Origin of the sequence: Paracoccus solventivorans (genome assembly GCF_900142875.1) — a bacterium.
GTDB classification, from domain to species: Bacteria; Pseudomonadota; Alphaproteobacteria; order Rhodobacterales; family Rhodobacteraceae; genus Paracoccus; species Paracoccus solventivorans.
Genome location: NZ_FRCK01000011.1, coordinates 105,974 through 118,750, shown reverse-complemented (window position 1 = coordinate 118,750; position 12,777 = coordinate 105,974). Strand labels below are relative to the sequence as shown.

Here is a 12,777-nt window from a genome sequence, read left to right as displayed (position 1 = left end):
TCGCAGCCGTCGTCGTCGTCTTGCCGTGGTCAACGTGACCGATCGTCCCGATGTTGACGTGCGGTTTCGTGCGTTCGAATTTTGCCTTTGCCATCTGCAAAGCTCCTATGATGACGGTGCGTGGACACCACGCACCCTACGGGGTGGGTAGGGTGCGCAGGTTTCCCCACGCACCGCCGGAATTACGCGTATTTCTTCTGGATCTCGTCCGAGATGTTCTGCGGCACGGCCTCGTAATGGTCGAACTGCATCGTGAACACCGCGCGGCCCGAAGACATCGAGCGCAGGTTGTTGATGTAGCCGAACATATTGGCCAGCGGCACCATCGCGTCGATCACGTTGGCGTTGCCGCGGGTATCCTGCCCGCGCACCATGCCGCGACGGCTGGTCAGGTCGCCGATGATCGAACCCGTGTACTCCTCGGGCGTGACCACCTCGACCTTCATGATCGGCTCCAGCAGCTTGGCGCCGGCCTTTTTCAGGCCCTCGCGCATACCGGCCCGCGCGGCGATCTCGAACGCCAGCACCGACGAGTCGACGTCGTGGAAGGCACCGTCGACCAGCGCCACCTTGAAGTCGATCACCGGGAAGCCGGCCAGCGGACCCGAATCCATCACCGACTTGATGCCCTTTTCGACACCCGGGATGTATTCCTTGGGCACCGCACCGCCGACGATCTTCGATTCGAACGAGTAGCCCTCGCCCGGCTCGGTCGGCGCGATCTCGAGCTTGACCCGCGCGAACTGGCCGGTCCCGCCGGTCTGTTTCTTGTGGGTATAGTCGATCTCGGTCGCGTGGCTGATGGTCTCGCGATAGGCCACCTGCGGGGCGCCGATATTCGCCTCGACCTTGAACTCCCGCTTCATGCGGTCGACCAGGATGTCGAGGTGAAGTTCGCCCATGCCCTTCATGATGGTCTGGCCCGATTCCAGATCGGTCTCGACGCGGAAGGACGGGTCCTCGGCGGCCAGGCGGGCCAGCGCGATCCCCATCTTTTCCTGGTCGGCCTTGGATTTCGGCTCGACCGCGATCTCGATCACCGGATCGGGGAAGGTCATGGTTTCCAGAACCACCGGCTTGACGGGATCGCAGAGCGTGTCCCCGGTGGTGGTTTCCTTCAGCCCGGCCAGCGCGATGATGTCGCCGGCGTGCGCCTCGTCGATTTCCTCGCGCGAGGCGGCGTGCATGACCATCATCCGGCCGACACGCTCACGCTTGCCCTTGGTCGAGTTCATCATCTGGTCGCCCTTCTTCAGCGCGCCGGAATAGATGCGCGTGAAGGTCAGCGAGCCGACGAAGGGGTCGTTCATGATCTTGAACGCCAGCGCCGAGAACGGCTCTTCGTCCGAGGCATGACGCTCGATGTTGCGGGTTTCCGATTCGTCGCCCGGGGCGAAGCCGACATAGGCCGGCACGTCCAGCGGGCTGGGCAGATAGTCCACGACCGCGTTCAGCAGCGGCTGCACGCCCTTGTTCTTGAAGGACGAACCGGCCAGCACCGGGAAGAAGGCCAGCGCCAGCGTGCCCTTGCGGATCAGCGCGCGCAGGGTCGCCTCGTCGGGCTCGTTGCCCTCGAGATAGGCCTCCATCGCGTCGTCGTCCTGCTCGACGGCAAGCTCGATCATCTTGCCGCGCCATTCCTCGGCGACGTCCTGAAGCTCGGCCCGGATCGGCTGACGGATCCAGCTGGCGCCCAGATCGTCGCCCTTCCAGATCCATTCTTCCATCTTCACCAGGTCGACGATGCCTTCCAGCTTGTCCTCGGCGCCGATGGGCAGCGCCACCGGGCAGGGGGTGCCGCCGGTGCGGTCCTTGATCATCTGGACGCACTTGAAGAAGTCGGCGCCGATCTTGTCCATCTTGTTGACGAACACCAGCCGCGGAACCTTGTAGCGGTCGGCCTGGCGCCACACCGTCTCGGTCTGCGGCTCGACGCCGGCGTTGGCGTCCAGGAGCGCGATGGCGCCGTCCAGAACCGCCAGCGAGCGTTCAACCTCGATGGTGAAGTCGACGTGGCCGGGGGTGTCGATGATGTTGAAGCGCAGCTTCTTCGACAGGTCCGGGGTGTAGTCGGCGTCTTCGTGGCGCTCCCAATAGGTCGTGGTCGCGGCCGAAGAGATGGTGATCCCCCGCTCGGCTTCCTGTTCCATGAAGTCCATGGTGGACGCACCCTCGTGGGTTTCGCCCATCTTGTGGTTCTTGCCGGTGTAGAACAGGATGCGCTCGGTCGTGGTGGTCTTGCCCGCGTCGATGTGCGCCATGATCCCGAAGTTGCGGTAGCGCTCCAGCGGATATTCGCGTGCCATTGTTACCCCCTTACCAGCGATAATGGCTGAACGCCTTGTTCGCGTCGGCCATCTTGTGGGTGTCTTCGCGCTTCTTCACCGCGGTGCCGCGGCCGTTCACCGCGTCGGCAAGCTCGCCGGCAAGGCGCTCTTCCATGGTGTTTTCGTTGCGCTTTTTCGCAGCGTCGATCAGCCAGCGGATCGCCAGCGCCTCGCGGCGGATGGGACGGACCTCGACGGGCACCTGATAGGTGGCGCCGCCGACCCGGCGGGAACGCACCTCGACCGAGGGCTTCACGTTGTCCATGGCCTCGTGGAAGACCTCGATCGGCTCGCGCTTGAGCCGGGTCTGCACGCGGTCCAGCGCATTGTAGACGATGCGCTCGGCCGTGGATTTCTTGCCGTCAACCATCAGGTTGTTCATGAATTTGGTCAGCACGCGATCGCCATATTTGGCGTCGGGCAGGACTTCGCGCTTTTCAGCGGCGTGACGACGGGACATCTATCTAAACCCTCACTTCGGACGCTTGGCGCCGTATTTCGAGCGGCGCTGACGACGATCTTTGACGCCCTGCGTATCCAGGACACCGCGAAGGATGTGGTAGCGCACACCGGGAAGGTCTTTCACCCGGCCGCCGCGGATCAGCACGACGCTGTGTTCCTGCAGGTTGTGCTTTTCACCGGGAATATAGCTGATGACCTCGAAGCCATTGGTCAGGCGCACCTTGGCGACCTTCCGCATGGCCGAGTTCGGCTTTTTCGGCGTGGTGGTGTAGACGCGCGTGCAGACGCCGCGCTTCTGAGGGTTTCCTTGCAGGTGCTGCGACTTGGATCGCTGCACTTTCGGCTGCCGCGGTTTGCGGATCAGCTGCTGGATCGTCGGCATTCGGTTCCCCGTATTGCTTTGCGATACTCGCACCCGGGCCTTGGTGCGCCACTTCTCGACAGCATTCCGCGCCCATCGCGAAACGCCAAACCCATCCGAACCCGGTCAGGGCTGGACGGGACAAATTCCACAGGAGCAAGACAGGCCGCGGTGATGACCTTGCAGGTTCTGGGATTCCCGGGCGCTTTCGCGTCGGGGTGTGCGGCGTATATGGGGAATCGCCCCGCCTGTCAATCTGCGCGCGGGCCGGCGCCGGGGCTGGCGGTCAGCGGCCCCATTTCGGCCGGTCGGCCCCCGGCAGCGCCGCCGCCCGCACCATGAGGTCCAGCGCCGGCAGGTCGACGCCGAAGCGCCGGGCAAGCAGCGGCGCCAGATCCCCGGGCGGGTCGGTCCAGGGGTAGTTCGGCCCCAGCGCGCCTGAATCGTTGTCGTGGTGGACCCCGCGCAGGAACATCGGCCGGTCATTCACCGCGATCCCGTTCATGTGGCTGCCGATGCGCCAGTGCTCATAGTCGATGCAGCTCTGCGGCGCATCCGGCCGCTGCCAGATCACCAGCGCCACACCGGTGGCATAGACGTGGCGGGGCAGCGGCTCGACCCCGGTTTCCGAGGCGCGCAGGATCACCCCCTTCATATAGTCGCAATAGCCGCGCCCGTCGCGTTTCAGCATCGGCATCAGCAGCCGCAGGTCGCGGCGCGCACGCGCCACGAAATCCAGCGCTACCGCGTCGTCGTCGTCCTGCTTGAACTGCCCGACCCAGTCGGCCGCGGCCTCGACATGCGGGCGCAGGGCGCGGGCGCAGGCGGCGCGGTGGTGGGGCATGGGGGGCACCAGCTCGACCGCGATCTGCGGGTGGGCGGCGGCGATCTCGTGCAGGCGGCCCAGCCAGGGCTGCGGCAGGTCGGGTCCGGTCATCACCACCACCCGGTAATCGGGGTCGCTCTGCCCGACCAGCCCCGGCAGGGACACCGATTCGAACCACGCCCAGCGGCGGGCCAGCCGTGCCGGGTCATACAGGAACGCCCGGCGCTCCTCGATCGAGCGGTGTTCCACCTGAAAGCCGCGCCCGCCCAGATAGGAAAACCGGCACAGCCCCAGCAGCTGCGCCCGCATCAGGGCCGTACCCCCGGCACCGGCGCCGCCCGCCCCTGCCCCCGCCCCTGACGCAGCCGCGATTCGCGGATGATCGAGTAAAGCCCGGCGCCGACCACCAGCGCCGCCCCCGCCCAGGTCCAGCCATCGGGCCGGATCCCGAACACCGCCAGGTCCAGCAGGAACGCGAACACCAGCAGCGTGTAGCGGAAGGGCGACACGAACCCGACCTCGCCCACCCGCATGGCCGAGACCACGGTCAGATAGGCCACGGTCAGGAAACCGGCGGCGACGCACAGCGCCGCCAGTTCGGCCGGGGTGGGCAGGCGCCAGTCAGCCAGCCCGCCGGTCAGCGGCGCCGACAGGGTGACGCCGACGGCGGCGCACAGCGCCACGCTGCTGGATCGCACCGCGCGGCTGAAGCCGCGGCTGGCCAGGTCGCGCGCCACCACCGCCAGCACCGAGGCCACGGCCAGCAGCGCCACCGGCTCGAACGCGGTGGTGCCGGGGCGCAGGATCAGCAGCACCCCCGCCAGCCCGACCACCGCCGCCGCCATCCGCCGGACCCCCAGCCGCTCGCGAAACAGCAGCGCCGCCGCCACCATGATCAGGATCGGCTGCGCCTGGTTGATCGCCGACAGCTGCCCGATCGACATGAACTGCAGCGCGCTGAGATACAGCAGCGTGGCGGCGACCTCGGCCACGGTGCGGAACGCCAGCAGCCCGCGGTCGCGGCGCCCCTCGGGCAGGGCAAGCCCGCCGTCGCGCCGCACCAGCACGAGCAGCACCAGCGTCACCATCACCCCGCGGATGAAGATCGCCTGGGACAGCGGCAGGGTCTGGATCGCCAGCTTCATCGCGCTGTCGTTCGACACGATCGCCAGCATCGACAGGGTCATCAGCCCGGCGCCCAGCAGGTTTTCGGCGTGGCCGGCACGCGGCTGCGGGTCCGGCAGCGGCCCGCGCGTGGGGCCGGTCGAGATCAATGAGGGGCGCATCAGGCTTCCGGGCGGAGAGAGGGACTGTCCGCCCGAGTATCGCCGCGCCGCGGGAATATGGAAGCCTCGCCGGAGAGGCCGCCGCGTATGACCGGCCGGCCGCCCCCTCGCCGCAACAAAGCCGCGCCGCGCAGTCGCCAAGCCGGGCCGCATACGCGGGCGCCGACCGCGTGTCCCGCCGGCAAAACCGCACCCCTGCCGGAACCGCCACCGGGCCCGGGCGCTTTTCCCTGGCGTCGCGGCTCGGCATTGCGGTCCCGCCGCATCATGGTTTTCCCTGCGCCACGATCAGGGTATCAGCGGCACCGGTATCACGGCAGGCGTTCATGTCCCACGAGGCGAATATTCCCGAAAACACCTCGGCTCTGGGATGGCGGCTGCGGGCGGCGGCGCCCTATCTGGCGGCGGTCGCGCTGTTCCTGCTGGGGTTGCTGGCGCTGTATCACCTGCTGGCCCCCGTCGACCTGCACGAGGTCGCGGCCCAGGTCCATGCCACGCCCTGGACGGTGACCGGGCTGGCGCTGGCCTCGACGCTGGCGGGGTATCTGTGTCTTGCCGGCTACGACTGGTCGGCGCTGCGCTACCGGGGCAAGTCGCTGCCGCCGCCGGTTGTGCTCAGCGGCGGGCTGATGGCCTATGCCTTCGGCAACACGCTGGGGCTGACCCCGATCTCGGGGGGGGCGGTGCGCTGGCGGGTCTATTCCGGGCTGGGGCTGGACGGCTACGACATCGCGGCGATCTCGACCTTCACCTCGGTGTCCTTCGGGGTGATGACGACGCTGGTCGGGCTGGGGGCGCTGGCGCTGCATCCCACCGCGCTGACGGCGATGATTCCCGTGGCGCCTGCCACCATCCGGGTCTGGGCGCTATTGGCGATCGCGGCGATCGTAGTGCCGCTGGTCTGGGCCGCCTGGGGCGAGCGTGCGGTAACGCTGGGCCGCTTCACCCTGCGCGCGCCGCGGCTGTCGGTACTGGCGGGGCAGGTGCCGATCAGCCTGGGCGACCTGACGTTTTCCGCACTGACCCTGTACCTGCTGCTGCCGGACGGCGCGCCGGGCTTCTTCACCTTTGTCGCGGTCTTCGCCGCCGCGACCATGGCCGGGGTGATCAGCCACGTCCCCGGCGGCATCGGCGTGTTCGAGGCGATCATCCTCGCCGCCATGCCCGCCGCCATGCCCCCCGCACAAGTTGCCGCGGCGCTGCTGCTCTACCGGCTGATCTATTACATGGTGCCCTTTGCGCTGGCGCTGGTCACCATGGCGCTGTTCGAGGGCTGGCGGCTGGTCGGCCGCCCCCTGCCCGGCTCGCGCCTGGGCCGGGCGCTGGCGCTGGTCGAGCCGGGGCTGCGCGCGGTCTCTCCGCTGGCGCCCTTGGTGCTGGCGGCGATGACCTTCGGCTCGGGTCTGTGGATGAGCCTGTCGGCGCTGCTGCCACCGCTGACCGAGGCCGCCGAGACCGCCGAGACCCTGTTCCCGCTGGCCTTCATCGAGGGCTCGGTTCTGCTGTCCAGCACGCTGGGCGCGGCACTGATCGTGCTGTCGCTGGGGCTGTTGCGGCGCTCGGCCGGCGCGTTCTGGCTGACGCTGGCGGTGATGGCGGGCGGTATCGTGGTGGCGATGATACCGCCCAGCGACTACCGGCAGGCGGCGACGCTGGCGCTGGCGATCCTGATCATGCAGCCGTTCCGCCGCGCCTTTCACCGCAAGGCGGTGCTGACCCATGCGGTGCTGACCCCGGGCGGGCTGGCGATGCTGGCCATCGCCGCCACCGGCTTCGGCTTTGCGCTGTTCCTGGCCTATAAAAGCACCCCCTATGCGAACGAGCTGTGGTGGCAGTTCGCCACCGACAGCCGCGCGCCAAGGGCGCTGCGCGCCAGCCTGCTGGCGGGGCTGACGCTGGGGCTGGGGGCGCTGGTCATGCTGCTGCGCACGCCGCGCTATCGGCCGCTGCCCCCCTCGGCCGAGGACCTTGCCGCCGCCGGGCGCATCGCCACCGCCAGCGGCCACCCCGACACAATGCTGGTGCTGACCGGCGACAAGTCGGTGATGTTTTCCCGCGACCGCCGGGCGTTCGTGATGTTCGCGCCCTCGGGGCGGTCGTGGCTGGCCTATGGCGGCCCGGTCGGCCCGCCCGACGCCGCCAATGAGGTCGCCTATGATTTCGCCGAGGCCGCGCGCAATTCCGGCATGGCCCCGGTGTTCTACGAGATCGGCCCCGACGACGTGACCCTGATGCTGGCGCTGGGGATGACGCTGCACAAGATGGGCGAGGCCGCCGAGGTCGCGCTGCCCGGGTTTTCGCTGGACGGTCCCGGCCGCAAGCGGCTGCGCGCTGCGCACGCGCGGGGCCTGCGCGACGGGCTGAGCCTCGACCTTTCCGCCCCGCCCCACGATCCGGCGCTGATCGCGGCGCTGCGCGAGATTTCGGACGACTGGCTGGCGGCGCGGAATGCGCGGGAAAAGGGGTTCTCGGTCGGGCGCTTCGATCCCGACTGGCTGGACCGCTGGCCGGTGGCGCTGGTGCGCCAGCACGGGCGGATCATGGCCTTTGCCAATCTGCTGCCGACCGGGGACGGCCAGGCCGCGACCATCGACCTGATGCGCCACCGCCACGATGCCCCGCCCGAGACCATGGAGTTCCTGTTCACCGCGCTGATGCTGGCGCTGAAGGATCGCGGCTATGCAAGGTTCTCGCTCGGGATGGCGCCGCTGTCGGGGCTGCAGCCGGAACGCAGCCGCCGGCTGTGGGACCGTTTCGGGGCGCTGATCTATCGCCACGGCGGCAGCTTCTACAACTTCGCCGGGCTGCGGGCGTTCAAGGAGAAGTTCGCGCCCGAGTGGCGTCCGCATTACCTGGCCGCCCCCAGCCGCCTGCCGCCGCTGCGCCCGCTGGCCGACGCCGCGCGGCTGATCGCCGGAAAGCCGCCGAACGGGCGTGGCTAGCCGGCATAGTGGCAGCGCACTTGCCGTCCGCCCGGCAGTGCCCGCAGCTCTGGCGCCACCTGCGTGCACAGCGGCTGCTCCATGAAGCAGCGCCCGGCAAACCGGCAGCGCGTGGCGCAGGGGTTGACCGGGCTCTGCGGCTCTCCGTCCAGCCTGATGCGCCCGGCCCCGCGGGGGCGCAGCGACGGGATCGCCGACAGCAGCGCCCGCGTATAGGGGTGGGCGGGCGCGCGGTAGATGTCGGCCGCCGCCCCCGTCTCGACGATCTCCCCCAGATACATCACCGCGATGCGCTGGCACAAAAGCCGCACCACGTTCAGATCGTGGCTGACAAACAGCAGCGCGATGCCGCGGTCCCGCCGCAGCCGGTCCAGCAGTTGCAGCACCGTGGCCTGCACCGAGACATCCAGCGCCGAGGTCGGCTCGTCCAGCACCAGCAGCTGCGGCTCGACCACCAGCGCGCGGGCGATGCCGACGCGCGCCTTTTGCCCGCCGGAAAGCTGGTGGGGATAGCGGTCCAAGAACTCGAGCGGCAGGTTCACGGCCGCCGCCGCCTCCTCGACCCGCTGGCGCAGGGCGGTTCGCGACAGCGGCCCCAGCAGCCGCCCCCCCGGATCGGCGATCGACTGGAACACCGTCAGCAGCGGATTGAGGCTTTCGGTCGGGTCTTGGAACACCATCTGGATCGCGCGCCGCCGGTCCGAGCGGGCAAAGCGCGACACCGATTCGCGGCTGATCTCGGCCCCGTGCAGGAACAGCTGCCCCCCGGTCGGGTCCAGCAGCCGCGCCAGCAGCCGCGCTAAGGTGGACTTGCCGCAGCCGGATTCCCCAACCAGCCCCAGCGCCTCGCCGGCGTGGATCGTCAGGTCCACCCCATCGACGGCGTGCAGCAGCGGCGGCCGGCCGAACAGGGTTTCCCGCCGCAGCCGGAAATGGCAGCTGAGGTTGCGGGCCTGAAGCAGCGCGGTCATGGCAGGTTCCGGCAGGCGGCAAGATGCCCGGGCGCGATTTCTTCCAGCGCCAGCGGCCCCGGCGCGTCGCAGCGCGGCAGGCGGCGGGGGCAGCGCTCGGCAAAGCGGCAGGGCGGCAGGTCGGCGCGCCGCAGGTCGGGCAGGCTGCCGGGGACCGCCTGCAACTGCGCGATGCTGCCCGCCAGCGACGGGACCGAGCGCAGCAGCCCCGCCGTATAGGGGTGACGCGGGCGGCTCAGGATCGCGGCGGTGGGCGCCGCCTCGACCACATGGCCCGCGTGCATGATCACCAGCCGGTCGCAGGTCTCGGCCGCCAGCGCAAGATCGTGGGTGATCAGCGCCACCGCGGTGCCGGAATCGCGCGCGCGCTCGCGGATCAGCTCCATGATCGCCGCCTGGGTGGTGACGTCCAGCCCGGTGGTCGGCTCGTCCGCGATCAGCAGCCGCGGCGCGCAGGCCAGCGCCATGGCGATGCCGACGCGCTGGCACAGCCCGCCCGACAGCTGGAACGGATAGGCAAGCGCCCGCCGTTCCGGGTCGGGGATGCGGACATGGCGCAGCAGCTCCTGCACCCGCGCGCGGACGGCGCGCCGGGACAGGCCGCTGTGGCGGGCCACCACGTCGGCGATCTGGTCGCCCACCGTGCGGATCGGGTTCAGCGCCGTGCGCGGGTTCTGAAACACCATCGCCGCGCCGCGCCCGCGCCAGGCGTCCCGCGCCCGCGGCGCCATCGCCAGCAGGTTTTCGCCCCGAAACAGGATCTCGCCGCCGGTGATGCGGGCGGCGCGGTCGAGGATGCCCATCACCGCATAGGCCGTCACCGACTTGCCCGAGCCGGATTCGCCGATGATCCCCAGGATCTCGCCCGGGGCGATGTCGAAGGACAGCCGGTCCAGCGCGTGGACGGTGCCGTGGCTGGTGTCGAACTCGACCGACAGGGCGCGGATGGACAGCAGCGGCGTCATCTGCGCAGCCTCGGGTCCAGCAGGTCGCGCAGCGCATCGCCCAGCAGGTTGAAGGCCAGCACCGCCAGCATCAGCGCCAGCCCCGGAAAGGTCACGATCCACCATTCCCCCGAGGCGATGAACCGCGCCCCCTCGGCCACCATGATCCCCCATTCCGGAGTCGGCGGCCGCACCCCCAGCCCCAGGAACGACAGCGCCGCCGCGTTCAGCACCGCCCAGCCCAGATTGACCGAGGCCTGGATCACCAGCGGCGCCGCGATGTTGGGGATCAGGTGGCGCAGCAGGATCCGCCAGTCGCCCGAGCCGCCCGCCCGCGCGGCCTCGACATAGCCCAGCGCGCGGCGCGGCCGCACCTCGCTGCGGGCCAGCCTGATGTAGAAGGGCAGGTTCACGATGGCGGTGGCATAGACCACGTTGATGACCGAATTGCCCAGCGCCGCCACCAGCGCCATCGCCAGCACGAACAGCGGAAACGCCATCAGCACATCGACCAGTCGCGACACCACCGTGTCCAGCACGCCGCCCCAATAGCCGATGATCGCCCCCAGAGCCGACCCCGCGACCAGCGACAGCGAGACCGCGCCCAGCGCGATCAGCAGGTCCAGCCGCGTCGCCACCACCACCCGCGAAAACAGGTCGCGGCCGATCTGGTCGGTGCCGAACCAGTGGCGGGCCGAGGGCGGCTGCAACGCCGCCGCTGCGTCGGTCGCGAGCGGGTCATGCGGCACCAGCAGCGGCCCGAAGGCGGCGGCGAAGCACAGCAGCGCGAACAGCGCCAGCGCGAACAGGTTCAGCGGATTGCCCCGCAGCGCGCGGCGCAGCCCGCCTTGCCGCACAGGGTGGACGGGGTGGGTCAATGCCCCACCCTCGGGTCGATGATCGCCGAGACGATGTCGACGACCAGATTCACCGCGATGAACAGCGCCGCCATGATCAGCATGAACCCCTGCAGCGGCGCGTAGTCCAGGTTGACGATGCTGTCGATCGCGAAAGCCCCGATGCCGGGCCAGGAAAACACCCGCTCGACCAGCACATTGGCGCCCAGCATGTAGGAAAACACCATCCCCATGGTGGTCACCACCGGCAGCAGCGCGTTGCGCAGCGCATAGACCACGACGATCCGGCCCCGCGACAGCCCGGCGGCGCGGGCGGTGCGGATGAACTCGGACCCCAGCGTGGCGATCATCGCGGCGCGGGTCATCCGCGTCAGCGGCGCCAGCGCGAACAGCGCCATGGTCGCCGCTGGCAGCAGCATCTGGTGCAGCGCGGCGGCAAGGATTTGGCGGTCGCCGGCCAGCAGCGCGTCGATGGTCAGGAAGCCGGTGACGCGCGCCGGCTCGAACAGGAACGGGTCCAGCCGGCCGATGGGCTCGGGCACCACCCCGGCCAGAACATAGAACACATAGATCATCAGCAGCCCGGTGACGAAGGTCGGCATCGACACCCCCAGCGTCACGATCAGCCGCACCGCGTGGTCGACCAGCGACCCCGGCCGCAGCGCCGCCGCCAGCCCCAGCGGCACCGCCACCGAAACCGCCAGCAGGAACGCCAGGCAGGTCAGCTCGGCCGAGGCGGGCAGCCGCCGCGCGAACTCGGCCGCCACCGGCTGCCCGGTCGCGATCGAGCGTCCCAGGTCGCCCTGCGCCAGATTGCCCAGATAGATCAGGAACTGTTGGTATAGCGGCTGGTCCAGCCCCAGGGTTTCGCGCACCGCGGCAATGTCGGCCGCGCTCATCGCCGGGTTCGAGGCAAAGAACACCGCCGGATCGCCGGGCAGCACCCGGGTCAGCAGAAAGGTCACCACCACCACCCCGAACAGCGTCGGAATGGCCGAAAGCAGGCGCAGCCCGACCCGGCTCATGCCGCCCCCCGGGCGCGCGGCGTCGAGGCCGGGGGCGGGGCGGGGCGGGGACGCGTGTCCCCGGCAGCGCGGGCAGGCACCACGTTCGGCAGTTTCCTGCCCTCCCCACCGCCAGCGGCCCGGGACCGGAGAGCCGATGGCGCGCCCGGGCGCAGGTGCGGAGCCTCCCCCTTTTTGCCAGCGGGCGCGGCAGGGCGGGACGGAAGGGCCGAAATCCGGTGCGGACGCACAGGCCGAACCCGCGCCCCCTTGCCAGCGGGCGCAGCGGGTCGGGAGCAGAGGCCCGATGGCGGGCGCGGGCGCGCATTGCCAGCGGGCGCGGCGGGTCGGGCCACGAGAACCGATGGCCAGCCCGAGCGGCCACGCCCACCGTGCACCCGCCCGGCCGCGCGCATGGCTCGCGCGACCCCACTCCTTTCGCGCAGCCCCCTGCCCTGCCCGCCCTCGGCCGGCACGGCAAGCGTTGGGCGGGAACCCGATGGCCGGATGATGCGCATCCACCCACCCCGCGCACCCCAGGCAGCGGCGGCGGTTGTGCACATCAATCCCTCGGTCCCCTCGATCATCCCCAGCCCTTGGCATCCACCGCCGATCCGGCCGGGGTCTTTTAACGCGCCTGCCGCGCCGCGGCAAAGCCGGGAATCCGCGGCGGGCCAGGCTCGTGCCGGAGCTCCGGCACCCGCAGAGATGCATCAAGGGGTTGCCAAGCCTGCCCGCTGCCGGGATGAAAGCGCCATAGTTCTTGCGCCCACCGCGCAGGCCCGGCTGCGGCCGCA

Annotated in this window: 11 protein-coding genes; 1 reads left to right on the top strand and 10 read right to left on the bottom strand. The window is 70.0% G+C overall.

Going from position 1 to position 12,777, the window contains the following annotated elements:
* The 6 genes from BUB57_RS16640 to BUB57_RS14415 form a co-directional block, all read right to left on the bottom strand.
* Positions 1 to 94: GTP-binding protein (locus BUB57_RS16640; RefSeq protein WP_143159744.1), on the bottom strand; the 94-nt coding region annotated here is incomplete at its 3' end.
* Positions 95 to 182: 88 nt separating this feature from the next.
* Positions 183 to 2,306, bottom strand: a complete 2,124-nt coding sequence (gene fusA / locus BUB57_RS14435) for an elongation factor G (protein WP_073068261.1) — start codon at positions 2,304 to 2,306, stop codon at positions 183 to 185.
* 10 nt (positions 2,307 to 2,316) lie between these two features.
* Positions 2,317 to 2,787: a 30S ribosomal protein S7 gene (rpsG, locus tag BUB57_RS14430; protein ID WP_073068259.1), complete on the bottom strand. Its 471-nt coding sequence runs from the start codon at positions 2,785 to 2,787 to the stop codon at positions 2,317 to 2,319.
* 12 nt (positions 2,788 to 2,799) lie between these two features.
* Entirely contained in the window at positions 2,800 to 3,171 is a 372-nt protein-coding gene (gene rpsL, locus BUB57_RS14425) for a 30S ribosomal protein S12 (protein WP_073068257.1), read from the bottom strand.
* A 265-nt stretch (positions 3,172 to 3,436) separates the two neighbouring features.
* Entirely contained in the window at positions 3,437 to 4,285 is an 849-nt protein-coding gene (locus tag BUB57_RS14420) for a glycosyltransferase (RefSeq protein WP_073068255.1), read from the bottom strand.
* Complete coding sequence (locus tag BUB57_RS14415) at positions 4,285 to 5,262, bottom strand: DMT family transporter (RefSeq protein ID WP_084732181.1); 978 nt, start codon at positions 5,260 to 5,262, stop codon at positions 4,285 to 4,287. Before BUB57_RS14415 ends, BUB57_RS14420 begins: the two co-directional genes overlap by 1 nt.
* Before the next feature lie 326 nt (positions 5,263 to 5,588).
* Here BUB57_RS14415 and mprF point away from each other — a divergent pair, with 326 nt between their 5' ends.
* On the top strand, positions 5,589 to 8,204 hold the full coding sequence (gene mprF, locus BUB57_RS14410) for a bifunctional lysylphosphatidylglycerol flippase/synthetase MprF (protein ID WP_073068254.1): 2,616 nt from the start codon (positions 5,589 to 5,591) through the stop codon (positions 8,202 to 8,204).
* Here the strand turns inward: mprF and BUB57_RS14405 are convergent.
* Genes BUB57_RS14405 through BUB57_RS16935 form a run of 4 tightly spaced genes read right to left on the bottom strand, consistent with a single transcriptional unit; the run spans position 8,201 to position 12,001 of the window.
* Positions 8,201 to 9,175, bottom strand: coding sequence for an oligopeptide/dipeptide ABC transporter ATP-binding protein (locus BUB57_RS14405; protein WP_073068252.1), 975 nt, complete (start codon positions 9,173 to 9,175; stop codon positions 8,201 to 8,203). The two genes, mprF and BUB57_RS14405, sit on opposite strands and share 4 nt — an antisense overlap.
* Positions 9,172 to 10,140 (bottom strand): ABC transporter ATP-binding protein, encoded by a 969-nt coding sequence (locus BUB57_RS14400; RefSeq protein ID WP_073068250.1) that lies wholly within the window; start codon positions 10,138 to 10,140, stop codon positions 9,172 to 9,174. The genes BUB57_RS14405 and BUB57_RS14400 overlap by 4 nt, the downstream gene beginning before the upstream one ends.
* Positions 10,137 to 10,997 carry an ABC transporter permease gene (locus BUB57_RS16940; RefSeq protein ID WP_073068248.1) on the bottom strand — a complete coding sequence of 287 codons (861 nt, stop codon included), beginning with the start codon at positions 10,995 to 10,997 and terminating at the stop codon, positions 10,137 to 10,139. The genes BUB57_RS14400 and BUB57_RS16940 overlap by 4 nt, the downstream gene beginning before the upstream one ends.
* On the bottom strand, positions 10,994 to 12,001 hold the full coding sequence (locus BUB57_RS16935; protein ID WP_073068246.1) for an ABC transporter permease: 1,008 nt from the start codon (positions 11,999 to 12,001) through the stop codon (positions 10,994 to 10,996). Before BUB57_RS16935 ends, BUB57_RS16940 begins: the two co-directional genes overlap by 4 nt.
* Positions 12,002 to 12,777: the final 776 nt, after the last annotated feature.

Excerpts from the sequence above, each read along its gene's own strand:
- fusA (WP_073068261.1), bottom strand. The coding sequence starts at position 2,306 with ATGGCACGCGAATATCCGCTGGAGCGCTACCGCAACTTCGGGATCATG.
- rpsG (WP_073068259.1), bottom strand. The coding sequence starts at position 2,787 with ATGTCCCGTCGTCACGCCGCTGAAAAGCGCGAAGTCCTGCCCGACGCC.
- rpsL (WP_073068257.1), bottom strand. The coding sequence starts at position 3,171 with ATGCCGACGATCCAGCAGCTGATCCGCAAACCGCGGCAGCCGAAAGTG.
- BUB57_RS14420 (WP_073068255.1), bottom strand. The coding sequence starts at position 4,285 with ATGCGGGCGCAGCTGCTGGGGCTGTGCCGGTTTTCCTATCTGGGCGGG.
- BUB57_RS14415 (WP_084732181.1), bottom strand. The coding sequence starts at position 5,262 with ATGCGCCCCTCATTGATCTCGACCGGCCCCACGCGCGGGCCGCTGCCG.
- mprF (WP_073068254.1), top strand. The coding sequence starts at position 5,589 with ATGTCCCACGAGGCGAATATTCCCGAAAACACCTCGGCTCTGGGATGG.
- BUB57_RS14405 (WP_073068252.1), bottom strand. The coding sequence starts at position 9,175 with ATGACCGCGCTGCTTCAGGCCCGCAACCTCAGCTGCCATTTCCGGCTG.
- BUB57_RS14400 (WP_073068250.1), bottom strand. The coding sequence starts at position 10,140 with ATGACGCCGCTGCTGTCCATCCGCGCCCTGTCGGTCGAGTTCGACACC.
- BUB57_RS16935 (WP_073068246.1), bottom strand. The coding sequence starts at position 12,001 with ATGAGCCGGGTCGGGCTGCGCCTGCTTTCGGCCATTCCGACGCTGTTC.